General features: G+C 70.7%; 20 protein-coding genes. 12 read left to right on the top strand and 8 right to left on the bottom strand.

All coding sequences use genetic code 11. The features are described 5' to 3' along the window. Positions 1-205: 205 nt before the first annotated feature. A complete protein-coding gene (locus ACFVXJ_RS01080) occupies positions 206-1,426 on the top strand; it encodes a monooxygenase (RefSeq protein ID WP_389656586.1) in 1,221 nt (406 codons plus the stop codon). Positions 1,427-1,606: 180 nt separating this feature from the next. On the opposite strand, the gene ACFVXJ_RS01075 is transcribed toward ACFVXJ_RS01080, so the two are convergent. Then, entirely contained in the window at positions 1,607-3,691 is a 2,085-nt protein-coding gene (locus ACFVXJ_RS01075) for a SpoIIE family protein phosphatase (protein ID WP_389656583.1), read from the bottom strand. A 306-nt stretch (positions 3,692-3,997) separates the two neighbouring features. Here ACFVXJ_RS01075 and ACFVXJ_RS01070 point away from each other — a divergent pair, with 306 nt between their 5' ends. The 4 genes from ACFVXJ_RS01070 (at position 3,998) to ACFVXJ_RS01055 (ending at position 7,302) form a co-directional block, all read left to right on the top strand. Then, complete coding sequence (locus ACFVXJ_RS01070) at positions 3,998-4,591, top strand: hypothetical protein (RefSeq protein WP_389656580.1); 594 nt, start codon at positions 3,998-4,000, stop codon at positions 4,589-4,591. Between the two features lie 161 nt (positions 4,592-4,752). After that, positions 4,753-5,223: a hypothetical protein gene (locus ACFVXJ_RS01065; RefSeq protein WP_389656578.1), complete on the top strand. Its 471-nt coding sequence runs from the start codon at positions 4,753-4,755 to the stop codon at positions 5,221-5,223. 159 nt (positions 5,224-5,382) lie between these two features. Continuing rightward, entirely contained in the window at positions 5,383-5,982 is a 600-nt protein-coding gene (locus ACFVXJ_RS01060; RefSeq protein WP_389656575.1) for a hypothetical protein, read from the top strand. A gap of 303 nt (positions 5,983-6,285) precedes the next feature. Further along, positions 6,286-7,302 carry a serine/threonine-protein kinase gene (locus ACFVXJ_RS01055; protein WP_389656572.1) on the top strand — a complete coding sequence of 339 codons (1,017 nt, stop codon included), beginning with the start codon at positions 6,286-6,288 and terminating at the stop codon, positions 7,300-7,302. A gap of 123 nt (positions 7,303-7,425) precedes the next feature. Here ACFVXJ_RS01055 and ACFVXJ_RS01050 read toward each other — a convergent pair whose 3' ends face one another. The 3 genes from ACFVXJ_RS01050 to ACFVXJ_RS01040 all read right to left on the bottom strand — a co-directional run bounded on the left by ACFVXJ_RS01050 (position 7,426) and on the right by ACFVXJ_RS01040 (position 10,907). Next, entirely contained in the window at positions 7,426-7,656 is a 231-nt protein-coding gene (locus ACFVXJ_RS01050; RefSeq protein WP_389656569.1) for a response regulator transcription factor, read from the bottom strand. Between the two features lie 172 nt (positions 7,657-7,828). Continuing rightward, the gene (locus ACFVXJ_RS01045; protein WP_389656566.1) at positions 7,829-10,276 is read right to left on the bottom strand and encodes a SpoIIE family protein phosphatase; all 2,448 of its coding nucleotides are present in this window, start codon (positions 10,274-10,276) and stop codon (positions 7,829-7,831) included. A gap of 307 nt (positions 10,277-10,583) precedes the next feature. Beyond that, a complete protein-coding gene (locus ACFVXJ_RS01040) occupies positions 10,584-10,907 on the bottom strand; it encodes a hypothetical protein (RefSeq protein WP_389656564.1) in 324 nt (107 codons plus the stop codon). Positions 10,908-11,822: 915 nt separating this feature from the next. On the opposite strand from ACFVXJ_RS01040, the gene ACFVXJ_RS01035 reads away from it, so the two are divergent. Both ACFVXJ_RS01035 and ACFVXJ_RS01030 read left to right on the top strand, forming a co-directional pair. Next, positions 11,823-13,055, top strand: a complete 1,233-nt coding sequence (locus tag ACFVXJ_RS01035; RefSeq protein ID WP_389656561.1) for a DUF6777 domain-containing protein — start codon at positions 11,823-11,825, stop codon at positions 13,053-13,055. A gap of 190 nt (positions 13,056-13,245) precedes the next feature. Beyond that, positions 13,246-13,491, top strand: coding sequence for a DUF6158 family protein (locus ACFVXJ_RS01030; RefSeq protein WP_389656558.1), 246 nt, complete (start codon positions 13,246-13,248; stop codon positions 13,489-13,491). A gap of 73 nt (positions 13,492-13,564) precedes the next feature. On the opposite strand, the gene ACFVXJ_RS01025 is transcribed toward ACFVXJ_RS01030, so the two are convergent. Both ACFVXJ_RS01025 and ACFVXJ_RS01020 read right to left on the bottom strand, forming a co-directional pair. Beyond that, complete coding sequence (locus tag ACFVXJ_RS01025; protein WP_389656554.1) at positions 13,565-14,515, bottom strand: DMT family transporter; 951 nt, start codon at positions 14,513-14,515, stop codon at positions 13,565-13,567. A gap of 89 nt (positions 14,516-14,604) precedes the next feature. Further along, positions 14,605-15,363, bottom strand: coding sequence for an ArsR/SmtB family transcription factor (locus ACFVXJ_RS01020; RefSeq protein ID WP_389656551.1), 759 nt, complete (start codon positions 15,361-15,363; stop codon positions 14,605-14,607). A 379-nt stretch (positions 15,364-15,742) separates the two neighbouring features. Here ACFVXJ_RS01020 and ACFVXJ_RS01015 point away from each other — a divergent pair, with 379 nt between their 5' ends. Continuing rightward, positions 15,743-15,937 (top strand): antitoxin, encoded by a 195-nt coding sequence (locus ACFVXJ_RS01015; RefSeq protein WP_389656548.1) that lies wholly within the window; start codon positions 15,743-15,745, stop codon positions 15,935-15,937. A gap of 91 nt (positions 15,938-16,028) precedes the next feature. Here ACFVXJ_RS01015 and ACFVXJ_RS01010 read toward each other — a convergent pair whose 3' ends face one another. Next, the gene (locus tag ACFVXJ_RS01010; RefSeq protein ID WP_389656545.1) at positions 16,029-17,339 is read right to left on the bottom strand and encodes an ROK family protein; all 1,311 of its coding nucleotides are present in this window, start codon (positions 17,337-17,339) and stop codon (positions 16,029-16,031) included. Positions 17,340-17,498: 159 nt separating this feature from the next. On the opposite strand from ACFVXJ_RS01010, the gene ACFVXJ_RS01005 reads away from it, so the two are divergent. Genes ACFVXJ_RS01005 through ACFVXJ_RS00990 form a run of 4 tightly spaced genes read left to right on the top strand, consistent with a single transcriptional unit; the run spans position 17,499 to position 22,089 of the window. Next, complete coding sequence (locus tag ACFVXJ_RS01005; protein WP_389656542.1) at positions 17,499-18,818, top strand: ABC transporter substrate-binding protein; 1,320 nt, start codon at positions 17,499-17,501, stop codon at positions 18,816-18,818. A 10-nt stretch (positions 18,819-18,828) separates the two neighbouring features. Continuing rightward, the gene (locus ACFVXJ_RS01000) at positions 18,829-19,860 is read left to right on the top strand and encodes a carbohydrate ABC transporter permease (protein ID WP_389656539.1); all 1,032 of its coding nucleotides are present in this window, start codon (positions 18,829-18,831) and stop codon (positions 19,858-19,860) included. Further along, the gene (locus ACFVXJ_RS00995; RefSeq protein WP_389656536.1) at positions 19,850-20,713 is read left to right on the top strand and encodes a carbohydrate ABC transporter permease; all 864 of its coding nucleotides are present in this window, start codon (positions 19,850-19,852) and stop codon (positions 20,711-20,713) included. The genes ACFVXJ_RS01000 and ACFVXJ_RS00995 overlap by 11 nt, the downstream gene beginning before the upstream one ends. Further along, a complete protein-coding gene (locus ACFVXJ_RS00990; protein WP_389656533.1) occupies positions 20,710-22,089 on the top strand; it encodes a GH1 family beta-glucosidase in 1,380 nt (459 codons plus the stop codon). The genes ACFVXJ_RS00995 and ACFVXJ_RS00990 overlap by 4 nt, the downstream gene beginning before the upstream one ends. Before the next feature lie 152 nt (positions 22,090-22,241). On the opposite strand, the gene ACFVXJ_RS00985 is transcribed toward ACFVXJ_RS00990, so the two are convergent. After that, complete coding sequence (locus ACFVXJ_RS00985; protein WP_389656530.1) at positions 22,242-24,398, bottom strand: discoidin domain-containing protein; 2,157 nt, start codon at positions 24,396-24,398, stop codon at positions 22,242-22,244. Positions 24,399-24,573: the final 175 nt, after the last annotated feature.

Raw genomic sequence — 24,573 nt, 5'->3', positions numbered from 1 at the left:
TGCTGGTCTCGGCGGTCAAGGTCGCCCGCCACGATTGACCCGACGCGCCGACTGGGCGCCTCTCACGACGGGATGACGGGCCGTCGGCGGGTCGTGCTCCCTTGCCAGATCCTCCGTTCGTGCCGGAGAGTCCCGGTAGGGCCGGCCCCGCCTTATCGGTCACGGCGGGGGCCGGCGCGGGGATCGACCAGTCGAGGGAGCAGCCATGCAGGGCGGTACGGTCGCGGTGGTCGGCGGAAGCATCGCCGGATGTGCGTTCGCCTCGGCGGCGGCACGCGCCGGGGCGGACGAGGTGGTGGTGCTGGAGCGCACTCGCGGGCGGCTCGCCGACCGGGGACTGGGGCTCTGCGTCCACGACGAGCGGGCCGCCGAACTCGCGGCGACCGGCGCGCTGCCCCCGGGTATCGCCGCCCACCGGCTGACCCGGCGCCGGTGGGTGGTCCGCGACGATGCCGCCGGGCCGGCCGGGCGGATGTTCTGGGAGCAGCCGTTCCCCTTCCACTCGTACCACTGGGGACTGCTGTGGAGCGGGTTACGGGAGGCGATGCCCGCGTCGGTGGATTACCGCCAGGGCGTGGCGGTGACCGGTGTGGCCGCGACCGGCGACCGGGCGGAGGTGCGGCTCGCGGGCGGGGCCGCCGAGGAGTACGACCTGGCCGTCGGGGCCGACGGATACCGGTCGGTGGTACGGGAGACGGTCTGTCGTACCTCGCGCCCCGAGTACGCCGGGTACGTCTGCCGGCGCGGGAACTTCGACGCCCGGCGGCTGGCGGAGACCGGAGAGGCGGACTGGCCCCGTGACGCCGTGACCACCGTGTGCTTCGAGGGCGGCAGCTGTGTCGTCTACCGCATCCCCGGCCCGGCCGGCCCGCGGGTGAACTGGGTCCTGTACGCGCGGCCCCCGCGGTCCGGGCGGCTGACGCTGGACGATCCCACCAGCTTCCCGCCCGGCAAGGTCACAGCCGAACTCGGCACCGAGCCGGCCGAGTTGCTGGAGCGCGGGTTTCCGCCGTACTGGGCCCGCGTCCTCTCGCTGACGGACGCGGAGCACACCTTCGTACAGCCCATCTACGACCTGGCGAGCGCGCACACCACCGCGGGCCGCTTCCTGCTGGCGGGCGACGCGGCGGTCGTGGCGCGGCCGCACACCACCAGTGGGGCGGCGAAGGCACTCCAGGACGCCGGCGCCTTCGAGACCGCCTGGCGCCGGTCGGCCTCCTGGGACGAGCTGCTGGACGCCTACCGGGCCGCGCGGGGGCCCGCGGGCCGGGACTTGGTCGCCTTGGCCCGCAGGCTCGGCCGGGCCCAGGTGGAGCGGACACCCGCCTGGGCCCGGATGGACGCCCGCGAGGCGCAGGCGTGGTGGCGGGACCAGCTCGCGGACGCGGCGGACATCGGCGGCCAGGCCATGACCACAGGCCGGTGACAAGGGTCCGGGGTCGTCAGGCGGACGCGTACCACTTGTAGCCGCTCGGGCCGAAATGGTCGGGGGCGGGGCCCAGCCACTCGTCGAGGTACCCGCCGGGTTCGCTCCGCATGCCGTCCGCCCGGCGCGGGACACCTGCCGTGATCTCCCGCGCCAGGCGCTCGGCCTGCGCCCGTGACCCTAGAACGGCCCGACGGGAACAGGCCCTATGCGAGCGGTGAGCAGGGCGATGTCGTCGTCGGCGGAGGCCGGGACCAAGCGGGTGATCAACGAGTCGCACAAGTGGTCCAGCGACTGCTGCGGCTCGGTGAGCAGTCGGGTGAGATCGTCGAGGCGTTGGTCCAGGTCGCTGCCGCGGGCCTCGACCAGGCCGTCGGTGTAGAGGACGAGCACGCTGCCGCGGGGCAGCGTGAGGTGCGTCGTGGTGAAGTCGATTCCGCCGACGCCCAGCGGCGCACCGGGCGGGGTGTCGACCAGGTAGGCGGTGCCGTCGGGTTCCACCACCGCCGGTGGCGGATGGCCCGCGCGGGTGACGTCGCAGCGGCCGGTCGCCGGGTCGCACAGGACGTAGAGGAAGGTGGCCAGCATGGGCTCGGCCAGATCGGCCAGTGTCGCTTCGAGCTGTTGCAGCATCGCGATGGGGGGCATGTCGAGGCGGCCGAGGGTTCGGACACTGGCGGACAACCGCCCCATGACGGCGGCGGCGCCGATCCCGTGACCCATGACGTCCCCGATGAGCAGCGCCGCCTTGCCGCCGGGGAGGGAGAGCACGTCGTACCAGTCCCCGCCGACCTCGTTCACGTCACTGGCCGGCAGATACCGGTGCGCCACCTCGATTCCCGCCGGAGGGGTGATGTGCTGCGGCAGCATGCTGCGCTGCAGGACGACGGCAGTCTCGTGTTCGTGCTGGTAGAGACGGGCGTTGTCGATGCCGACGGCGGCCCGGGTGGCGAGTTCGACGGCGAGGGCGGCGTCCTCCGATGTGAACGGGTCCCCGGGTCGGGTACGGCAGAGCGTGGCGATCCCGAGCACCAGGTCCCGGGCGGTGAGGGGGACCATGAGGAACGAGTGCACACCGGCCCCGAGCAGTTGGGCGGGCACGGAGGAGTAGCGGGCCGCGCCGGCGACGGACGACTCGTCGAGGTGGGCGATCACGAACGGCCGGCGTGTTGCGAGGACCTGGGTGTAGGGGGCGGCGGCCGGGAAACCGAGGGTTCTGCCGAGGGGTGCCAGGATGCGGGTCACGGCCGACCCGGTCAGCGGCGCTTTGCCCAGGCGCCGCAGTTCGACGCCCCCCGACAGGCCCGCGCCCGGTTCGTCACCCCGGGCGAGAGTCTCCAGTATGTCGACGGTGACGGCGTCGGCCAGGTACGGGACCGCGAGGTCGGCGAGAGCCTGCGCGGTGCGCTCCAAGTCGAGGCTCGCCCCGATGCGGGCGCTCGCCTCGTTGAGCAGGCCCAGTCGGCGCCGGCCCGCTTCGGCTTCGAGGTGGTCCCGTCGCTGGACGGTGATGTCGACGAGCGTGGCGATCACGCCGATCGGCCGGCCGCCGGGGTCCTGCACGTGGGTGTAGGAGCACGACCACATCCGGTCGTGTCCCGGATCGGCGGGCGTCCGGCCGATCCGGTACCGGTCCAGCGCCGGCTCGCCGGTGCGCAGGACCTCCCGCATGGCCGTCTCCATCTCCTCGGCGTTCACCTCGGGAAGCACCTCGGCCAGGTGCCGTCCCAGGTGGGAGGACTCCGGCAGCCCGTTCATCGCTTCGAGTGCCGCGTTGACCTGGAGGAACCGTAGCTGCGTGTCGAAGACGGCGATGCCGACGGGGGAGCGGGAGAACAGCCCGTCCCACACCGCCGACGATCCCCGTATACGGCGGGCCACGTGGGCGTCCGCGGCGAAGACGAGCACCGCGGAGGCTCCCTGGCGGCGATCGGGAACGGGGCAAGCCCAGATTTCGAGTTCGAGGGGATGCCCGTCACGGTGCCAGGCCGTGACCGTACCCATCACCCCGTGGCCGGCGGCAGCGGTCTCCCACAGGGCACGGCCCAAAACGCGGTCCGCGCCGGGGTGCAGCAGGTCGGCGATGTGGCGTCCCACCACCTCCGGCGGTGTGTAACCGAGCAGCTCCTGCGCGGAGTGACTCCACCGCACGACGGCGCCGTCCCAGCCGGTTGCCAGCTGCGCCACTGCCAGCGCGCCCACCCAGCCCCCGGCGTCCTGGGCAGCGCCGCTGAGCAGTTCCTCGATCGGCGTCTGCTCACCCATCCGACGACACCTCTTCCACGTGCCCATCGTCTCCCGCCTCGCTCCGTACCGCGTCCTGACCGGCAGGGGGCCCGTTCGGCCTTTTAGACGGCGCTGGGAAGCCTGTCAAGTCCCGACTTTCCGGAACGTGACCGGGGTGTGCCGGCCGGGGCTTACTTGTGTTGCGGGCCTCACCAAGAAGGAACCGAGGCAAGACGAAGAAAAGCGAAATACCTCGCAGAGGAATTTATCCCTCGCCGATGTCACCGCGTTCGTCCCGGAATTCCGAGACGGTCAATCACCCCTCACGACATGTAGGAGAACGTCATGAACCGCAAGATTCGCACCAACAATGTCGCCCGTCCCACCCGCCGAGGTTTCCGCCTCGCGACACTGATCGCCTCGGCTGCCGTGGTCACAGGGGGGATCGCACTTCCGGCCTCCGCGGCGGTGGCCGCTCCGGTACCCAGCCACGTGGTGACGGCCTTCCACACCGGTGGGGGCGCCGGCGGTGCCGGCGGTGACGGCGGGGGCGGCCTCATCGGCGGCGGTGGCGGCTCCGGCGGCTCCGGGGGCGGCAGCGTCCTGGGCACCGGCGGCACCGGCGGCAACGGTGGCAAGGGCGGGGACGGCATCCTCTCCGGCGGTGGCGGCGGTGGCGGCGGTGGTGGCGGCGACGGCGTGATCGGTGGCGGCGGCGGCAAGGGCGGGGACGGCGGCGGTGGCCTGTTCGGCGGCAACGCCGGTGGCGGCGGTGGCGGCGGCGACGGCGTCCTGGTCGGCGGCAACGGCGGCAAGGGCGGCAAGGGCGGCGACGGCGTCTTCCAGGGCGGCAACGGCGGCAAGGGCGGCAAGGGCGGCGGCGGGATCTTCGGTGGCCTCGGTGGCGGCGGTGGCGCCGGAGGACGCAGCATCTTCTGAGCCGGCCCGTGTTCCCGGGGTGGAGGCTCACGAGCCTCCACCCCCCCGACCCCACCTCAACCCTTCCTCGTCCCCTTGATCGGTCCCGACCGCCAATCCGGCGACATCCGGGACGCAGCGCGCGCAAGCCGAAACCCGCGCGTACGGAAACGGAGAATCCGATGTTCAGAAGTACCTGGCAGCGTCCGCTCATCCTGGCGGCGGCCTCCCTGACTCTCTTCACCGGCACGGCCTGCGCCGCGCAAGCGTCCCAGCCCCACGTCCCGGCCGGCATCAGCTCCCCGGTAGTCGCCGACCACCCGAAGCCCTGCGCCGGCATCGGCAAGGGCGGGGAAGGCGGGGAAGGCGGCAAGGGTGGCAAGGGCGGGCAGCCCGGTCAGCCCGGTCAGCCCGGCAAGCCCGGCCGCTCCGGATGCCTCCACTTCGACGACCTGCCCGACAAGCCGAAGTCGCAGCTGACGGCGGTCGACAAGGTGTACATCGTCATGGTGCTCATCGCCGACGACTCGGACGCGACGAAGGAGAAGATCGCCAAGAAGTACGACGTCTCGCACGACCAGCTCGACACCTGGAAGAAGGACTACCTCGACGGCGACTGGTTCGCCCTGATGGGCGGGGATTTCGCTTCCTGAACCCGTACGAGGCGAGGGTATGAATCAGGGGCGGAAAGTATCGGGGACGAAACGAGGCCGGCGGATCCAACCGTCGGCCTCCGTTTACGAAAAGTCGCGGGCGGCGAACGAGCGGAACCGCGTAACGGAAAAGCGATCTCAACGACAAGGGTGAATGTCATGCGTGTACGTTCTTGGAAGTTCCGTCTCGGTCTCGTCATCTCCTCGACCCTGGTCGGCGCCGGTGCGATGGCCCCGGCGGCCATGGCGGCGCCGACGTACGAGCCGGCCGCGGCGTCCGTGGGCCACTCGCTCGGCTCGCCGTTCGGCAACGGTGACAGTCGCCCCGGCGCGGCCCGGTTCGGAGCCGGCGGCTCGGTGCTCGGCAACGTCAAACTGGGCAACGGCAGCGTCAAGGTGGGCAATGGCAGTGTCCGCGTCGGTGATCGGATATGCGCCGGCAACTGCACGGGATCGGTCAACGGCACCAAGGGCGGCAACGGCGGGATCTGCGCCGGGCTGTGCAACGGCAGCGCCAACGGCGGCAACGGCACCGACGGCGGGCCGAGCGGCAACGGCACGAACGGCGGCAAGGGCGGGATCTGCGCCGGGGTCTGCAATGGCAGCGCCAACGGTGGCAACGGCGGCAACGGCGGGGCCGCGCCCCCCGGTGGTGACGGTGGCGACGGCGGCCGCGGCGGCGACGGCGGCATCTGCGTCGGCACCGGCTGCGAGACCAGCGGTCAAGGCGGCCGCGGCGGCAACGGCGGCGCCGGCTGACGACCGCCGGGGACCCCGGGGGCCCGGGGGCCCCTCCGTGCCCGTGGAGGCGACGGCTCGACGCCCGCTGTCACCCGGCACACATGTGGATCACTGGATAGACTTCGGGTAGGCAGCGTCGTCCGCTGGGCGACGCTCGTGTCCGGCGCCGCGATACGGGTCGTGCGTGCGCAGGCCGGTCACGGACCAACGAGGACGGGGTCGGCATGATCGACACCTTCACCCACGGGAGCCGCGGCGGCACTGGGCCTCGTCGGTCCGGCGCCGGGCCTCGTCGGTCCGGCCGGGGGACGGGGGCGCCTGATGAGTTCGAAATCTGACCTGAGCCCGTACACGGATCGAGCCTCCGGGCTGATCGGCAAGCAGATAGCGGGCTACCGCGTCGACAGTATGATCGGCCGCGGGGGCATGGCCGTCGTCTACTGCGCGAAGGACCTGCGCCTGGACCGTACGGTCGCGCTCAAGCTGATCGCCCCGGAACGCGCCCGCGACGACACCTTCCGGCGCCGCTTCACCCACGAGTCGAGGGTGGCGGCGCAGATCGACCACCCGCACATCGTGCCGATCTACGAGGCCGGTGAAACCGACGGCGTCCTCTACATCGCCATGCGCTACGTGGCCGGTCCGGACCTGCGGGCCTTGCTGGACCGGGACGGTCCGCTGCCCGTCGCGACCGCCCTGCGCATCGGCACCCAGGTGGCATCGGCACTCGACGCGGCCCACCAGCACGACCTGGTGCACCGGGACGTCAAGCCCGGCAACATCCTGGTCACCACGGGCACCGACAGCGACCACCCCGAACACGTCTACCTCACGGACTTCGGACTGACGAAGAGGTCACTGGCGCTCACCGGCTTCACCACGGCGGGAGAGTTCGTCGGCACCGTCGACTACATGGCGCCGGAACAGATCTCCGGCCGACCGGTGGAAGGCAGGTGCGATCTCTACAGCCTCGCCTGTGTCGTCTACGAATCCCTCGTCGGCGGTCCGCCCTTCCAGCGTGACGACGACGTGGTGGCGCTGCTGTGGGCCCACCAGTACGACCCGCCCCCGCCCCTGACCGAAAGGCGGCCGGGCATCGCGCCCGCCGCCGATGAGGTCATGGCGAAGGCCCTGGCGAAGATCCCCGAGGACCGTTACGGCTCTTGTCTGGAATTCATGGCGGCGCTGCGTGCCGCGACGGGAGTCGGCGCCGGCAAGGGTGCCGAGGTGTCGCCTCCGGTGGCTTCCCCGCATCCCGCCACCGTGAAGAACACGCCGCCGCCGCAGCCGCCCCGCTGGGCGCGGCCGGTCTTCCGCAGCCTTCCCGGCATGGCGTAGTGCCGCGCGGAGCACGCACGAAGGCCCCCGCCCCACCCGACGGATGCGGGTGGGGCGGGGGCGTGCGGGTAAGTGGGTCGCGGTCGGCGATCGTCGCGCGTGAGGCCGGGGGTCGGCCGGGGGTCACAGCCCCAGGGAGATGGCCAGGCGGGTCATTTCCGCCGTGCTGTTGATGCCCAGCTTGGCTCGGATGCGGCGGAGGTAGGCGTCGACCGTGTGCTTGGAGAGTCCCATGTGCCGGGCCGTCTGCAGGTAGGTGCGTCCGGCGGCGATGTGCCGCAGCGCCTCCTGCTCCCGCGGGGCCAGCGCGGGTGTAGCGGTATGGGTGTGCGGCGTGGCGAGTGTGAGGCTCATGGGATTTCCTCCGACGGATCGGGTCGGTCATCGCTGCTCGCGCCCTCGGAAGCAGGGGACATATGCGTGAATGTCGCTTTTTGTCCCTGTTGAAAAGCTTGCTCCCGCCACGTCATGACGGTGTCCGCCGACTGTCACAGGCGTGTCACACGGACACCGGGTGCGGTGGTCCTCACAACCCGACGAGGGACTGCTCGGCCCAAATGGTCTTGCCGACGGGGGCGTGCCGGGTGCCCCAGCGCTGGGCGAGCTGGGCGACCAGCAGCAGGCCCCGCCCTCCCTCGTCGAAGATCCGGGCCCGCCTCATATGGGGTGCCGTGCTGCTCGCATCGGAGACTTCGCAGATCAGAGTGCTGTTCTCGTTCTCGTGGATCAGCCGCAGCTGGATGGGCGGCTCGCCGTAGCGGATGGCATTGGTGACCAGCTCGCTGACCACGAGCTCGGCGACGAAGCCGGCCTCCTCCAACCCCCAGGCCGCCAATTGATCGGTGGTGTAACGACGGGCCTGCGCGACGACGGAAGGGTCCGAGGCCAAGTCCCAGACGACGACCTGGTCGGCATGGAGGGCCCGGGTGCGGGCGATCAGCAGGGCGACGTCGTCCTCGGGAGGGTGGGTGAGCATGGCCGTCAGGACCCGGTCGCAGACCGTCTCCAGCGTGGAAGCCGGTCGGATGAGGGCTTCGAACATGTTGTCCAGCGCTTCGTCGATGTCGTGGTCGCGGGCCCGCAGCAGACCATCGGTGTAGAGCGTGAGGACGCTGCCTTCGGGAAGCTCGATCTCGGCGGCTTCGAAGGGCAGCCCCCCTAGGCCCAGCGGTGGGCCGGCGGGCACGTCGAGGAGGTAGACGGAGCCCTCGGGGGAGACCACGACGGGCGGCGGATGGCCGGCCCGGGCGACCGTGCACCGGCGGGTGACCGGGTCGTAGACCACGTACAGACAGGTGGTGCCGATGCCCCCGGCGGCTTCCGCGTTGGCGTCCTGGTCGGCCTCGTCGGCGGAGAGGTGGATGATGAGGTCGTCGAGATACGTGAGCAGCTCGTCGGGCGGCAGGTCGACGTCGGCCAGGGTCCGTACCGCGGTGCGCAAGCGGCCCATCGTGGCGGTGGCCCGGATGCCGTGGCCGACGACATCACCGACGACCAGGGCCACCCGCGCGCCGGACAGCGGGATCACGTCGAACCAGTCGCCGCCCACCCCGGCCCCCGTACCGGCCGGCAGATAGCGCGAGGCGATCTCCAGCGCGGCCTGCGTCGGCATCGTGTGCGGGAGCAGGCTGCGCTGCAGGGTCATCGTGGTGGTGTGCTCCCGGGTGTGCCGGCGCGCCTTGTGGATGCCGACCGCCGCTCTGGTCGTCAGTTCCTCGGCCAGCCAGAGGTCTTCCGGCAGGAACGGCTCCCGGTGTTGGTGACGGCTGAAGAAGGCCAAGCCGAACGTGACGCCGTCGGCGCGCAACGGCAGGACCATCATCGAGTGGGTGCCGTCTCCGCTGATCCAGGCGGCTCCGGCGTCCTGGGCCACCCACCGGGCGATGCCCGGGTCGGCCCTGCCGTACACGGCGCCTCGGCCGGCGGCCAGACATTCCACGGGGGGTGACAGCGGCGGATAGACGGTCGTCTCGCCGACCCCGACCTGGGCTTCCGTGCTTCCCGGAAGGATCGAACGTGCGGCGGTACGGCGCGCGGCGACGGGCCCCGCGCCCGGGCGGGAAGACGGGTCGTCCCCGCGCGGGGGCGGCTCCAGCAGGTCGACGACCGCGAAGTCGGCGAGCCGGGGAACGGCGATGTCCGCCAGTTCCTGGGCCGTGCGGGCACTGTCGAGAGTGGTACCGATGATCGGGTGGTCGGCGTGATCCGGCAGGAGCATTTCCCGCCGGTCGGCCTCGACGGCGGTCCGGTCGTGCGCGGCCAGGTACACGGCGACGACCCGGCCGGCCGGATCCCGCAACGGGGCCAGCGAGGTGGCCCAGCCACGCTTCTCCGTGCCCACGCCCGGGGATCGGATGAAGGCATCCACGTACTGCGGTTCACCCGTTTCCAGGGTCAGCCGCATAGTGCGCTCGGTCTCGTCGCTCACCGGATCCGGCGCGATTTCGGGCAGACGCAGGCCGCGCATCTCTGTCTCCATGAGGGAGAGCGTGCGCTCCATGCCGGTGTTCGCCCGTACCAGTCGCAACTCCGCGTCGAAGATGGCCAGGAGGCAGGGTGACTGGGTGAACGCCCACTCGTTCAACGCGTCGTCCAGGGGTGTGCGGAAGCCGGCCGTCACGGCGGACACCACGGACCATTTGGTGGTCCCGCCGGTGGACGTCCAGCGGTGCGCGAGCACTCCCTGCTCCACCCGCAGGCCGTTACGATGCCGCAGCGCCACGGTGCCGCTCCACCGTTCCTGCCCGGGCGGTAGCCGCACGGCCGTGTCGGCGCCGTCGGCGTCGGCGAGCAGGCGGGCGGCGGGCAGGCCCACGACCTCGGAGGCGGCGTAGCCGAGCAGACGACGGGCACCCTCGCTCCACTCGGTGACGGTGCCCTGTTCGTTGATGCCGGCCGTGGCCGAGTATGTCGGCTCGGGGGAGGCGTCCGGCTTCTCCGGGTGCTCACCAGGAGAGGTGGGAAGTCGCTCCATCGTCGCTCATCTCGCCCTCGCTAGTTTCCTGCCCGCTGTCCCACGGGAACCTGCTCGGGGCTCCACTGACAAGCATCATCCGGCCGGGCGACGAGCACCAACGCAGCGCGGCGACGAGGGTCGCCCGAGGCGGTGCGACGGGTGACGTGCGCTGCCGGCCGGTGACGCGCCTGCGGGTCGGGCTCCTTGTCGAGAGCCCGACCCGCAGGACTGCGAAAAGACCTCGGATATTTTCCGAGGTCTTTTCCCAGGGCGCCGCTGTCGCGAGACAACTGCTCAGGCGTGGCCGTTCGCCCCGGCCGTGCTGTCAGTGGTGCCAGTCGTCGTGGTCGTGGTGCCAGTTGTAGTCGTCGTGGTCCTGGTGCCAGTTGTAGTCGTCGTGGTTGTAGTGGTGGTGGTTGTAGTAGAAGTGGTGGTGCCGGTTGTGGTGGTGGTCATGGTGGTCGTAATGCCAGTCGTGGTCCTGGACGACACTCGCCACCGGGGCGGCGGGCATCGCGGACAACGTCGCCGCGGATGCGGGGAGGACGGCGGCACCGGACAGCAGGGCGCCCGAGACCAAAATCATCGCGAGGCGGAATCCCCGACGGTTGGGGCGGGTGCTGTCACTGATGTGAGCATTGCTTGTCATGAGTTTCTCCTACCGGTGAGTGTGCCGAAATGTGGGTGGAACCGGCGGACCGTCTGAGGGGTGGCTATTCGATGAGAAAGAATTCTCGTAGAGGATTCCTTCTTACCGTTCTGCCGCCCGTTTCGCCTTCTCGGTGGGTCCGTGCTTCAAGTAAGCCCGCCCGGCTCGGCAGGGTCATGTTCCGAGGACTCGGGACTTGACGCGGGCAAGAAGCGGGCGTAAAAGCCGCGTGAGGTCCCGCGCACGGGCGACCGGGCCCTTCCGTTCCGGCCGCGCGCGACCGGTCGTCGTGGGGTAAGGCCGGTCGGGAGCGGATACGGGAGCGGATATACGGGGACGGCACGCGACGGCTGTAGCGAAGTGGGTCGGCGGCCCGGCCCGGTCTCCTCGCCCCTCACCCACGTCGGGAACGGACGCTTGTCAAGTCCCGAAAAGTCGCGCCATGACGCGACCCGAGGCCAAGGGCTTACTCAAGACATGGGCCACCCCAGCGAGTGACCCGTCCGAACCGGCTCATGAGGGAGACGGGGCCGTCCGGCTCCGTCTTCACCTTTTTTCGCCGTAGCGGAATTTTCATGATTCACGTCCCTGGGACGTGGAGCCATAATGGTCAGAGGAGTAGGCAATGAGGACAACCATCGTTTCCCCGATGTCCCACGACGAGGGGAGAGAGTCGTGACTTCCCTACCTCCTTCGTCCGAGCGCCCGACCGGCCCTCCGTCCGGTCCGTTGTCTGCTCGGCCGACGGACGAGCAGCCATCGCCGCCCGGCCTCCCGCCGCCGGCGGGACCACCCCCGTCAGGGCCGCCCGCCCCGCTGACGGGCGGCGGCGAGCCGGGAGAGCCGGGCCGGCGCCCCGGGGCACCGGCTCACGGGTGGCGGTCGCGCAGAACCGTGCTGGGTGCCGGCGCGGCTGTGGGCATCGCGACGGCGGTGGTCCTCGGTTTCACCGTCATGGGCGGTAACAAGGCAAGCGGCGGCGAGGTCTTCCTCCAGGCCACCTCGGCGGCCGGTCTCGATCCGTACACTCCCTCGACGGCCACTGCGTCCGAGGCGACCGAAGTCACGCCCGCCATGGCCAATACGTCGAAGTCGGGCGCGAGCGGTACGCAAACCCTTGAGGTCAATGGCGCGCAGCCGGGGCTGTACGGAGGAACGCGGAACGTCGCGAGCTGCAACGTCGAGAAGCAGATTCAGTTCCTCGGCCAGCACACGGACAAGCGGAAGGCGTTCGCCGAACCCCTGCACATCCAGGAGTCCGGCGTCCCCTCTTATCTGCGGTCACTGACGCCCGCTCGGCTGAGCTGGGACACCCGGGTCACCAATCACGGATACAAGAACGGCGCCACCACCAGTTACCAGGCCGTCCTCCAGGCAGGCACGCCCGTCCTGGTGGACAACCACGGCGTACCGCGCGTCCGCTGCGCCTGCGGGAACCCCTTGGCTCCGCCGATCGCGGTCAAAGGCAACCAGACGTTCAGCGGCAAACAGTGGTCGTCCTTCCGGCCCTCCCATCTCGTTGCGGTCAAGCCCGCCGAGAAGCCGGTGAAGACCGTCACGATGTTCGATCAAAGCCGCAAGGGTTGGTACGAGCGGCCGAGCGGCGACCTGCAGGGCAAGCACGACCGCGAGATTCCTGCCCCCAGCGGCCAAAAGCCCGAATCGCCGTACCCGGTCCTTCCGATGCCCGCTCAGGAACCGGTGGTGAAGCCGCCCGACACGAACAAGGTGCCTGACAAGGAGCAGCAGCCGGGCCAGCAGCAGGAGAACAAGCAGGACCAGAACAAGGTGCCCGACACGAAGCCGGACCAGAACAAGGTCCCTGACACCAAGCCGGACCAGAACAAGGTGCCTGACACGAAGCCGGATCAGAACAAGGTGCCTGACAAGAACCAGCAGCCGGGCCAGCAGCAGGAGAACAAGCAGGACCAGAACAAGGTGCCCGACACGAAGCCGGACCAGAACAAGGTGCCTGACACGAAGCCGGACCAGAACAAGGTGCCTGACAAGAACCAGCAGCCGGGCCAGCAGCAGGAGAACAAGCAGGACCAGAACAAGGTGCCCGACACCAAGCCGGACCAGAACAAGGTCCCCGACAAGAACCAGCAGCCCGGCCAGGACCAGGGGAACACGCCCGACCAGGGATGACGGTTCGGCCCCCTCCTGGGGCCAGGAGTTCATACAGACGCCCGACCGGGGATTCCCGGTCGGGCGTCTGATCGGCTTCGGACAAGCAGTCGTCCGCGAGCGGCAGCATGATGGAGTGAGCGGCGTGCTGCCGCCCGGGGCGAGCCCGCGTCCGCCCGCGGACGCGTGAGGAAAAGGAGGCGCACCCGCGATGACTGATCACCAGAGCGGCCCGTCGGCCCAAGACCTTGAAGAGCGCGTGCTGCTCCGGGAGCTGGAGGCCATCCACCGCACGCGCCACGAGACTCTGCTGCACGGGTCCGACGATGCGTTGGTCACCCACACGAAGCGGATGAACGAGCTGGAACAGGAATACCTGCGCCGTCACCCGCAGCGCGCCCAGACCCCGGCCCGCACCCGCTCGGGTGCTCGTGCCCGTACCGCCGAAGGGGACTGAGGCCGCGGGCCCGGTGCGCAGCCGGTTCACCGTAGCCGGTTCGCCGAACTGCCGGCGGGACCGGCCGGGGAGGTCAGGACTCGGAGCCGGTACGGACGGCGGGGTCGGCCGTCACCGACGGGGCGGCCGGGCGTGGCCGGTAGCGGGAGACCGCGACGCCGGCCAGACAGAGCACTCCGCCGAGCAGGGTCAACCACCCGGGCACCTCGCCCAGCAAGGTCCAGCTCAGCAGCACCACGATCGCGGGGACCGCGTAGGTCGTCGCACCGAGCTTGCCGGCGGGTGTGCGGGCCAACGCGTAGGTCCAGGTGATGAACGCGAGTGCGGTCGGTACCACGCCCAGGTAGACCATGTTCAGCGTCGCGGAAATCGGCGCCCTCGGCAGTTCCGTGACCAGTTGCCCGGCGAATGGCAGGCAGGCCACCGCTCCCGTCATGCAGCTGTAGGCGGTGATCTGCAGGGGCGTTCCGAAGGACAACGCGGGCTTCTGCGCGACGACGCCGCTCGCGTAGGCGACGGCTGCCAGCAGGCACAGGACGACGCCGAGCGCCGAGGTCGACGCGCTGCCGCCCGAGGACATGGACAGACCCACGACGACCGCTCCGACGAAGGAGACGGCCATGCCGGACAACAGGCGCGGCGGCAGCGCCTCGCCCAGCAGACGGGCGGCGAGCAGGGCCATGAGGATCGGCCCGGTGTTCACGAGCAGGGCGGCCGTACCCGCGTCGACCAGCCGTTCCCCCCAGTTCAAGGCGACCGTGTAGCCGCAGAACCACACCGCACCGGAGATCAGGATTCCGCGCCAGGCCTTCCGGGGCGGTAGACCTTGGCGGCGGATCAACAACAGCGCGGCGAGCACCACGGAACCGGCCAGCAGACGCCCGAGGGCCAAGGCCCCGGGGGAGTAGGCGGCGCCCGCGCTGCGGATGGAGACGAACGCGGACGCCCAGGCGAACACCGTGAAGGTCACGGCGCAGGCCGTGAGGACGCCGGGCGATATCCGACTCGAGCGGAGGGAGGTCATGTGTTCACCCTATCGCAGAACAGTTTGGTGTCCACCGAAGTATCAGTCCTACCTGCCCGTCCCATCTGCGCCCACCGCGACAGGCGCCCTCAGCTCCAGTCGGCAGGAGTGATCCCCAACAGGTCGCGGAAGGCGCGGTCCCCGACCCCGGTCATCTCCAACGCCCGCCCGCCGCCCGCCGGTCGCACCACCCACCCGCGGTCCAGGGCTCGCGCGCACAGTCGCGCCCCGACGATGCCCCCCAGGTGGCGGCGGCGCTCCGTCCAGTCCAGGCAGGAGCTCGCCGCCGGCCTTCGGCCCCCGGGCGCGAGGCTGATGCCGGCCTCTGCGCACCAGCGCCGGCCGGCCTCCGTCAGCTCGAATACGCCGTCCGTGCGGAGCAGCTCACGCCGCTCCATCGCGTCCGTCACGGCCATTCCCAGGCGCCCCGCGAAATGGTCGTAGCAGGTACGGGCGCGAGCCAGCGGGTCGGGGGCCGTGACCACGGGCACCGCGTGCGCCGCGTCCCGGTCGGGAATCGCGTATGAGGCGAGCTCGTCGAGGAGGCGGGCGGTCGCGGCGTCGGCGATCCGCACGTAGCTGTGCCGGCCCTGTCGCTCGGTCACGCAGAGACCCGCCTCCGTCAGCCGGGCCAGATGGCCGCTCACGGTGGACGGCGCGACCGCGGTGATGCGGGCCAGTTCGCCCGCGGTCCAGGCCCGCCCCTCCAGCAGGGTCATGCAGATGGCGGCCCGTGTCTCGTCGGCCAAGGCGGCGGCGAAAGCCGCGAGGCGTGCGGCCGGGGCAAGGCCTTCTGTCCCGCCGCCCGGTGCGCCGTCGCCCGGTGTTTCGGCATGCAATTCGTCCATGCCTCCAGGATGCCTCATCGTTTCGGCGAACAGCGAACCGTTGACTTCCAGGGCGATGTCGCAGCGTGGCGGTGTCGGGGTGGGGCCCTGGAGGTCGCCCCGACCCGCCCGCAGGTCCAACCGGCTCGCTCTTCCCGAGCGAGTTCCCCCGAACGGCCGAGCGTTCGGCCGCGCCCACCGGGCAAGCGCGCGCCGCACGGCCGGCAGGTGACCGAGCTCGGGGATGAGCACGCCGTGCCCCCTTGAAGGAGGGGACGTCACCGTCCCGACCACGGTGGTCGGGACGGTGACGGTCACTCGCTCGTCTCACTCGGCGTATGAGGGGACCGGGCGGGTACCTGCGGCTGCGTACGACGCAAGGACTACCGCGGAGGTACTCATGAGCAAGCTGGGAGACATGGCGAACAAGGCCAAGGAGTTGGCGAAGGGCCACCCGGACCAGGCCGACAAGGGTGTCGAGAGCGTCGAACGACTCGTCGATGAGCGCACGGCTGACAAGTACGACGCTCAGACCGACAAGGCCGCCGATGCGGTGCGCCGTTCGTACGGCAGCCGCGGAACGACGGAGCACTGACGCACTTCCCGACTGGGACGGCCCCGGCGCGCACGGCGCCGGGGCCGTCCGAAACGGCGTGGGGCCGCCGGGGCCGCGGCAGGGGTCGAGTTCAGGTTCGGCCGGGTGTCGTGCCGCCGCGGACACGGAGGGCGGTGCGCCAGGCCGGGGGTTCGGCGTCGGGCCGGGGTGTCGCCCGTCGACCGCCCGTGGCGAAGAAGGCGGACAGCGGCAGTGTCGCCGCGCCGACCGTCACCGCGTCCGGACCCAGCGAGCCCATGCCGACGGTGACCCGGCCGGCGGGGTGGCGCAGGGAGTACCGGGTCGCGTGCTCGCGTACCGCTGGAAGGATGTGGGGGCCGAGCAGCAGGCCCGCCCAGCCGCCTATGAGGATGCGCTCGGGCCGGAAGAGGTTGATGAGGTCGGACAGGCCCGCGCCCAGGTACTCCGCGGTCTCCGCCAGGACCTCCCTCGCGACCGGGTCTTCCTTCTCGGCCGCCGCCAGCAGGGCCGAAAGCGCCTCCTCCTCGTCCACGGAGTCGACCGGGCCGCCGCCCCGCTCCGCCCACCGCTCCAGCAGGGACTCCGCCCCCGTGTAAGCCTCCAGACAGCCCAGCGCCCCGCACCGGCAGCGCCGGCCGCGCACCGAGACCGTCAGGTGCCCCCACTCCAGCGCGGTCCCCTCCGTCGTCCCGCCGTCCGGCGAACCGTCGGTGATCAGGCTCGCACCGACGCCCGAGCCGAACAGCACGACCAGTGCCTCCCGCGCCCCGCGCCCCGCCCCGAACCACATCTCCGCCTGGCCGAGGGTCCGTGCGCCGTTGTCGATGAGGTACGGGACCTCCGGCGGCAGCGCTCCGGTGCCGCGCAACAGCTCCTCCAGCGGTACCGCGTCCCACCCGATGGTCTGGCCGTGCACCACGGTCCCGCCCGGCGCGGTCCGGTCGACGATGCCCGGCACCCCGACGCCGACGCCCAGCAGTCGTTCCGTGCCGATGCCGGCCTCGGCGAGAACCGCGACGATCCCGTCCTTGACGTGGTCGACGATGGGGCCGACGTCGTAACAGCCGCGGGGGAGCAACGGCATCTCCACGCGCGCCAGTTCGGTCAGCGTCAGGTCGAACAGCTCGACGCGGACGCGGGTCTCGCCGACGTCGACGCCGATCATGTGCGCACTGCCGGGCGCCACGCGCAGCAGGGTACGGGGCCGGCCGCCGTCGGAGTCGACGACGCCGGCCTCCTCCAGGAGTCCGTCCGCGACCAGTTCCCCGACGACGTTGCTCACCGACCCGGAGCTCAGCCCCGTGGCTGGCCCCAGCTCCTGGCGGCTCATCGGCCCGCCGAAGTAGAGCTGTTGGAGGACGGCGCTCCGATTTCCCCGCCGCAGGTCCCGCACCGTTCGCCCGCTACGCCCCGTGGTCATCCGGCCCCTTCCGCAGTGACATCGTTCGCAACATACCCCTGCGCGATCCCTTGACGCGACCCTTTCACGAGGCTTAACTCACGTCCTGAATTAAGGCCATGGGGGATGTGCGCCGCGTCTGCCTTTCCCCCCAGCCCCGCCGAAAGGGACCGAGCCGCCATGCGCAGAACCCGAGCCGCTGCCGCCGCCGTCACAGTCTCCCTCCTCGCCACCGCCGCCACCGCTTGCGGCGGCGGATCGGCGGACGACGGGGGCGGTTCCGACACCGCCCCCAAGGAACTCACCTACTGGGCCTCCAACCAGGGCCCCGACGTCACGGCGGACCGGGCCACGCTCGCTCCCGAACTCAAGAAGTTCGAGGAGCGGACCGGAATCAAGGTCAAGCTCGAAGTCATCCCCTGGCCGGACCTGCTCAACCGCATCCTCGCCGCCACCGCCTCCGGTCAGGGGCCCGACGTCCTCAACATCGGGAACACCTGGTCCTCGTCCCTCCAGGCAACCGGAGCACTGCTTCCGTGGACCGCCGACAACTTCCGGGCGATCGGCGGCCGGGACCGCTTCGTCGAATCCGCCATCGGCTCGGCAGGTGCGACGGGCAAGGACCCGGCCGCCGTCCCGCTCTACTCGATGTCCTACGCGCTCTACTACAACAAAGAGATGTTCCGGGAGGCGGGCATCGACAAGCCCCCGGCCACCTGGGACGAACTCGTCGCCGTCGGCCGGAAGCTGTCCAAGGACGGCAAGTGGGCGCTCGGCGCCGAGGGTTCGAACCTCTCCAACAACATCCACCAGGTCTTCGTGCTCTCCAAGCAGCACGGCGCCGAGTTCTTCGACACGGCCGGCAAGCCCACGTTCGACACCCCCGCCAACGTCGAGGCCGTCAAGCAGTACGTCGACCTGATGGCCAAGGACGAGATCATCGCGCCGGGCAACGCCGAATACGACAAGAACCAGTCCCTCCAGGACTTCGCCAACGGCAAGACCGCCATGGTCCTGTGGCAGAACGCGGCGAGCAGCTTCAAGGCACACGGCATGAAGGAAGGAGACTGGGGCGTGGCCCCCGTGCCGGTCCCCGCCGGGGGCGCCCCCGGCGCCGGCAAGAACACCAACTCCATGGTCGCCGGCATCAACATGGCCGTCTTCAAGAACAGCGACAACATCGACGGCGCCCTCGAGTTCGTGAAGTTCATGACCGGCGACGAGGAGCAGACCCTCCTCAACAAGGCCTACGGTTCCGTCCCGCCGGTCAAGGCCGCCCAGAGCGACCCCGCCTTCGCCACCCAGGACCTCACCGTGCTCCGCGACACCCTCGCCACCAGCGCCGCACCGCTCCCGCAGGTCCCCGAGGAGTCACAGTTCGAGACAGCCGTCGGCACCGCCGTCAAGGAGCTCTTCGTCGACGCCGCGGCCGGCCGCCCGGTGACCGCCGAGTGGGTCAAGGCGAAGCTCGCCAAGGCGCAGCAGCAGATGTCGAACTGATCCTCGACCGATGACCGCCGCGCCCACCACCCACGCCCCCGACGCCAAGGCGCGCGGGGACCACCCCACACCGCCGCGCGGGCGCCGACCGGGACGCCGCGCGTCCCGGCCCGGACGGCTGCGCCGCGCCGCCCTGCCCTACCTCCTGCTCCTGCCCGCGCTCCTGCTCGAACTGCTCATCCACTTGGTGCCGATGGTGATGGGCGTCGTGGCCGGCTTCCGCGCGCTCACCCAGTTCCACATCCGGGACTGGACCGGCGCCCCGTGGACGGGCCTCGACAACTACCGCCTCGTCGTCGACATCAACCGGCCCGTCGGCGCGGCCCTGCTCGGGTCCTTCCTCACCACCTGCCTCTTCACCCTGCTCTCCGTCGCCCTGTGCTGGCTGATCGGGACCGCCGCCGCCGTGTTCACCCAGGAGACCTTCCGCGGCCGGGGACTCCTGAGGGCGCTCTTCCTCGTCCCCTACGCCCTGCCCGTCTACGCGGCCGTCATCACGTGGTCGTTCATGTTCCAACGGGACAACGGCCTGGTGAACCACGTCGTCCACGACCAACTGGGCATCGGCGGCGCCGAACACACTTTCTGGCTGCTGGGCGACAACAGCTTCTGGGCCCTGCTCACCGTCTCCGTCTGGAAGGGTTGGCCGTTCGCGTTCCTGGTCGTGATGGCGGCGCTGCAAAACGTTCCCAAGGAGCTCTACGAGGCCGCCGCGCTGGACGGCGCCGGCAGTTGGCAGCAGATCCGCCGCATCACCCTGCCGTCGGTCGGCCGCGTCAACCAGGTGCTCGTCCTGGTGCTGTTCCTGTGGACCTTCAACGACTTCAACACGCCGTTCGTGCTCTTCGGCAGATCGGCGCCCGAAGCGGCCGACCTCATCTCCGTCCACATCTACCAGTCCAGCTTCGTCACATGGAACTTCGGCACCGGATCGGCCATGTCCGTCCTCCTGCTGCTGTTCCTGCTGCTGTTCCTGCTGCTGGTCACCGCCGGATACCTGCTCGTCACCACCCGAGGACGGAGGAACGACGATGCCCGCTAGACCCCGCGGTCCCCTCGACCCGCCGCTCTCCTTCCGGGGGGTCCGGGCCGCGTTCCTGACCGCGCTCGCCGCCTTCGTCCTCCTGCCCGTCTACGTGATGGTCACCAGCTCGCTCAAACCGCTGAAGGACGTCGCCGGCCGGTTCCGCTGGATTCCCACCGGCCTCACCCTCCGCCCCTACATCGACATCTGGCACACCATCCCGCTCGGCAAGTACTTCCTCAACTCGCTGATCGTGGCGGGCACCGCCACCGCCTGCTCCGTGGTCATCGCCGTCTTCGCGGCCTACGCCGTCAGCCGCTACCGCTTCCGCGGCAAGCGGTTGTTCACGGTGACCGTGCTGTCCACCCAGATGTTCCCGGGCATCCTCTTCCTCCTGCCGCTGTTCCTGATCTTCGTCGACATCGGCAACAGCACCGGCGTCGCCCTCTACGGCTCCCGCGGCGGGCTCATCCTCACCTACCTCACCTTCTCCCTCCCCTTCTCCATCTGGATGCTCATCGGGTACTTCGACTCGGTGCCCCGCGACCTGGACGAAGCGGCCACGGTCGACGGCTGCGGCCCCCTCGGCGCACTGCTGCGCATCGTGATCCCGGCGGCCGTGCCCGGCATCGTCGCCGTCACCGTCTACGCCTTCATGACCGCCTGGGGCGAGGTCCTCTTCGCCTCCGTCATGACGAACGACACCACCCGCACCCTCGCCGTCGGACTGCAGGGCTACTCCACGCAGAACGACGTCTACTGGAACCAGATCATGGCCGCCTCGCTCGTCGTCAGCGTCCCCGTCGTCGCCGGATTCCTGCTGTTGCAGAAGTACCTGGTGGCCGGACTCACGGCAGGAGCCGTCAAATGACCCTCTCCGAAAGTCTCCCCCTGACCGCCGCGCACGCCATCGACCTCGCCGCACTCCCCGCCGACTTCGCCTGGGGCACCGCCACCTCCGCCTACCAGATCGAGGGCGCCGTGGCCGAGGACGGCCGCGCCCCCTCCATCTGGGACACCTTCAGCCGCGTCCCCGGCGCCATCGAGGGCGGTGACAACGGCGACACCGCCTGCGACCACTACCACCGTTGGCGCGAGGACATCGCCCTCATGCGGGAACTGGGCACCAACGCCTACCGGCTCTCCGTCGCCTGGCCGCGGATCCTCCCCGGCGGTGACGGCCCCGTCAACACCAAGGGTCTCGACCACTACGACCGGCTGATCGACGCCCTGCTCGCCGCCGGCGTCGAACCCAACGTCACCCTCTACCACTGGGACCTGCCCCAAGCCCTCCAGGACCGCGGCGGCTGGCCCGAACGCGCCACCGCCGAGCACTTCGCCGTGTTCGCCGGCCTCGTCGCCGACCGCCTCGGCGACCGCGTCACCGAGTGGGCCACCCTCAACGAGCCGCTGTGCGCCGCCTGGATCGGCCATCTGGAGGGCAGGATGGCACCCGGCGGGAGGCACCTCACCGCCGCCGTCCGCGCCTCCTACCACCTGCTGCTCGGCCACGGCCTCGCCGGCCAGGCCGTTCGCACCGCGGCCCCCCGCGCGCGGATCGGCATCGTCAACAACCTCTCCACCATCGAACCCGCCACCGCCGACGAAGCCGACCGGGCCGCCGCCCGCCGCATGGACGGCCACGTCAACCGCTGGTGGCTCGACCCGGTGCACGGCCGCGGCTTCCCCGCCGACATGCGCGAGGTATACGGCGTCGACCTCCCCGAACGACCCGGTGACCTCACCGTCATCGCCACACCCCTCGACTGGATCGGCCTCAACTACTACTTCCCCCAAGTCGTCACCGCCGACCCGACCGGCCCCGCGCCGTTCGCCCGCCAGGTCGACCGGCCCGGCGTCCCGCGCACCGGCATGGACTGGGAGGTCGACGCCGACGGCCTGGAAACGCTCATCATGCGCCTGCACCAGGAGTACGGGGCCCGGCGCATCCACATCACCGAGAACGGCTCCGCCTACCCCGACACCGTCGCCCCCGACGGCAGCGTCCACGACCCCGAGCGCACCGCCTACCTGACCTCCCACCTGGCCGCCTGCGCCCGCGCGGCCGGCCGCGGCGCACCGGTGGCCGGCTACTACGCCTGGTCGCTGCTGGACAACTTCGAATGGGCCTACGGCTACGACAAGCGCTTCGGCCTGGTCCATGTCGACTACGAGACCCAGATCCGCACGGTCAAGTCCAGCGGCCGCGCCTACGCCGGCATCATCGCCGCCCACCGCTCCCGCTGAGCCCGCCACTCGCCCGCCCACACCGCCGCCCCGCCGCGCGCCGCCCGGCGGGGTGGGTCGGGCGACGCGCGGTATCCGGAACGGCCCGGCAGCCGGTCGAGTGCCACCTCCGAGCCCGGCCCCGTCGGTGCCCGGTCACGCCGACGGACGGATCAGGGGAAGGAGACGACGGTCGAGGGGGTGGTCGAGGTGCCCGACGTCGGGGCTCCCGTGGTGTTGACGACGTGCTCGTACTGGCCTTTTCCACCGAGCGAGACGACGAGCAGGTCGTGGAACGTGACACCCGGCTTCACCGGTACCTCGAAGCCGTGGTCCTGCCGGATGGTCGGGTCCACGTTGTAGTAGCAGTAACTGCCCAGGCCCCAGCCCTCGTGCGTGTTGACCGAGTCGGCCACCTTGTAGGCGGCGAAGCCCTTGGTGGAGCCGTTCTGGACGGCCGCCTGATCGGGGGCGTCGTACGCCTTCTCGTTCTGGAAGAAGATCGTGCGGCCCCGCTCGCCGTTCCACTGCACGTCGTACTTGTTGAAGTGCTCGACGAACAGACCGGTGGTTAGGACGTCGTCGCCGTTCACCCGGAACCCGTAGTCGGAGCGGTTGGTCTCCCAGCCCACCCCGTCACCGTGGTCGGCGCGCCAGATCCAGGTGTGGTCGACGATCGTGTCGTGGTTGTTGATCACCATGCCGACCGTGGCCTTGCCGGCGCTGGCGCCACCGACCCGTACGAAGACGTCCTGCACGGTGGTCGGGTTCGCCGCGTGGTCCGTGGTGGTTCCGGTGGGACCGACCTCCAGGAGGCTGGGCGAGTTGACCGGACCCGCGTCGATCAGGAGGCCGGCGAGCTTGACGCCGTCGACGTCGGCGACCCTCATCGCGGTCACTCCGTTGTCCGGGACGATCGTGGCCAGGCCGAGGCCCAGTACGACCGTGTCCGGGCGGTCGACCCGGATGGTGCGGTCCACGTGGTAGACGCCGGGGGTGAAGAGCAGGTGCAGGCCCTGGGCCAGCGCCGCGTTGATCGTCGCCGCGCTCGCGCCCGGCTTGACCACGTAGAACCGGCTCAGCGGGATCGAGGACCCCTGCGGTGCGCCGTTGCCCCAGGAGGTGCCGCGGGCGCCGGTGCGCTTGGCCGGTACGAAGACCTTGTACTGGGCGCCGTCGAGGTAGAGGAAGGGCTTCTCCCGTGAGACGGGCGTGCTGTCGAGCGTGGTGTACGGTGCGTTCGGGAAGCTCTGCGCCGGTGCGCCCTGGACCCCCGAGAACACCTGGTTCCAGACTGCGTTGGACCAGCCGCCGATCGAACTGTCACGGGTGTACCACTGTTGTTGGGAGTAGTTGCCGACCTGCCCGTCGATCTCGGAGTCGGCGATGTAGCCGCCCGACGCCCAGCCGTAACCGTCGGGCGCCAGGTTCAGGCCGCCCTTGACGTGCATCCGGCGGAACGGCGCGGCCTGCGAGACCGCCCAGCGGTCCGTGCCGCTGACCGGGTTGAGGGCGAGGTTCTCGGCCGAACGCCAGAAGTTCTGGGTGGCGTTGCCGCCGAACCAGCCGGCGTCGACGGTCACGTCACCGTTGATGGTGGTGTCGTCGGGGTTCAGGCCGAGGCCGGAGATCGCGGTGTAGAAGCCGATCTGGGCGTTGAGGCCGTGGTAGGTGCCGGGCTTGAAGAGGAACTGGTAGCGGCCGGAGCCGAACTGGGCCGACTCCTGCCGGGCGAAGACCTGGTCCAGCTTGGCCTGGATGTCCGGCATCGAGGGGTCGAAGACGATCACGTTCGGTCCGAGGTCGCCGCCGCCGGGGATCACCGGGCCGCTGCCCGTGGTGCCGTAGACCTGGAACTCCCAGAGCGAGTAGCCGTAGGCGGTGGCCCGTTGGGTTCCGTGGACGCGGACGTAGCGCGCGGTGCCCGTGACGTCGAGGGTCTGGACCCCGCCGGTGCCCGCGGTCGTCGAGTAGGCGGTGGACCAGGTGGTGCCGTCGGTGGACAGCTCGACCCGGTAGGACTTCGCGTACGCCGCTTCCCAGCGCAGGACCACCTGGTTCAGCTGGGCGGGGGCGCCGAGGTCGACCTGTATCCACTGGGGGTCGGCGAACCCGCTCGACCAACGGGTGCCGTTGTCGCCGTCCACGGCCGCACCGGCCGGAGTCCCGGCGCCCTCCGCGCTGGAGGCGGTGGCGGGCTTGCCCTGGGAGAGCAGGACGGGGGCGGCTTGGGCCGGGGTACCGGGCAGCAACACGAGGAGGGCCGCGATCAGGACGGCGGTGAGCGCCGCGACGGTGAGCCGGGGCGGGTGATCGGAGAGGAGGGGCATGTGGGGGTGCTCCTGACGTGATGGACCGTGGGGATCGAAGCGTGAGTGAACTGCCCCGCAGGTGGGCCGTCAAGGGTTTCGGCGTTCAGGAACCGAAGGCCGAGCGGGGGCTCAACTGGGCGTCCGGCCCGTGAACTCGGAGTTTCTTCAACTCTTGTGAAAAGCATTGACGAAA

Origin of the sequence: Streptomyces sp. NPDC058279 (assembly GCF_042881255.1) — a bacterium.
Taxonomy (GTDB): domain Bacteria; phylum Actinomycetota; class Actinomycetes; order Streptomycetales; family Streptomycetaceae; genus Streptomyces.
The sequence above is the reverse complement of the archived record's forward strand: the minus strand, read 5'-3'. Positions and strand labels throughout refer to the sequence as shown.

Excerpts from the sequence above, each read along its gene's own strand:
- ACFVXJ_RS01065 (WP_389656578.1), top strand. The coding sequence starts at position 4,753 with ATGTTCAGAAGTACCTGGCAGCGTCCGCTCATCCTGGCGGCGGCCTCC.
- ACFVXJ_RS01010 (WP_389656545.1), bottom strand. The coding sequence starts at position 17,339 with ATGACCACGGGGCGTAGCGGGCGAACGGTGCGGGACCTGCGGCGGGGA.
- ACFVXJ_RS01060 (WP_389656575.1), top strand. The coding sequence starts at position 5,383 with ATGCGTGTACGTTCTTGGAAGTTCCGTCTCGGTCTCGTCATCTCCTCG.
- ACFVXJ_RS01045 (WP_389656566.1), bottom strand. The coding sequence starts at position 10,276 with ATGGAGCGACTTCCCACCTCTCCTGGTGAGCACCCGGAGAAGCCGGAC.
- ACFVXJ_RS01025 (WP_389656554.1), bottom strand. The coding sequence starts at position 14,515 with ATGACCTCCCTCCGCTCGAGTCGGATATCGCCCGGCGTCCTCACGGCC.
- ACFVXJ_RS01075 (WP_389656583.1), bottom strand. The coding sequence starts at position 3,691 with ATGGGTGAGCAGACGCCGATCGAGGAACTGCTCAGCGGCGCTGCCCAG.
- ACFVXJ_RS00985 (WP_389656530.1), bottom strand. The coding sequence starts at position 24,398 with ATGCCCCTCCTCTCCGATCACCCGCCCCGGCTCACCGTCGCGGCGCTC.
- ACFVXJ_RS01015 (WP_389656548.1), top strand. The coding sequence starts at position 15,743 with ATGAGCAAGCTGGGAGACATGGCGAACAAGGCCAAGGAGTTGGCGAAG.
- ACFVXJ_RS01050 (WP_389656569.1), bottom strand. The coding sequence starts at position 7,656 with ATGAGCCTCACACTCGCCACGCCGCACACCCATACCGCTACACCCGCG.
- ACFVXJ_RS01020 (WP_389656551.1), bottom strand. The coding sequence starts at position 15,363 with ATGGACGAATTGCATGCCGAAACACCGGGCGACGGCGCACCGGGCGGC.
- ACFVXJ_RS01055 (WP_389656572.1), top strand. The coding sequence starts at position 6,286 with ATGAGTTCGAAATCTGACCTGAGCCCGTACACGGATCGAGCCTCCGGG.
- ACFVXJ_RS01070 (WP_389656580.1), top strand. The coding sequence starts at position 3,998 with ATGAACCGCAAGATTCGCACCAACAATGTCGCCCGTCCCACCCGCCGA.
- ACFVXJ_RS01030 (WP_389656558.1), top strand. The coding sequence starts at position 13,246 with ATGACTGATCACCAGAGCGGCCCGTCGGCCCAAGACCTTGAAGAGCGC.
- ACFVXJ_RS01080 (WP_389656586.1), top strand. The coding sequence starts at position 206 with ATGCAGGGCGGTACGGTCGCGGTGGTCGGCGGAAGCATCGCCGGATGT.
- ACFVXJ_RS01040 (WP_389656564.1), bottom strand. The coding sequence starts at position 10,907 with ATGACAAGCAATGCTCACATCAGTGACAGCACCCGCCCCAACCGTCGG.
- ACFVXJ_RS00995 (WP_389656536.1), top strand. The coding sequence starts at position 19,850 with ATGCCCGCTAGACCCCGCGGTCCCCTCGACCCGCCGCTCTCCTTCCGG.
- ACFVXJ_RS01005 (WP_389656542.1), top strand. The coding sequence starts at position 17,499 with ATGCGCAGAACCCGAGCCGCTGCCGCCGCCGTCACAGTCTCCCTCCTC.
- ACFVXJ_RS01000 (WP_389656539.1), top strand. The coding sequence starts at position 18,829 with ATGACCGCCGCGCCCACCACCCACGCCCCCGACGCCAAGGCGCGCGGG.
- ACFVXJ_RS00990 (WP_389656533.1), top strand. The coding sequence starts at position 20,710 with ATGACCCTCTCCGAAAGTCTCCCCCTGACCGCCGCGCACGCCATCGAC.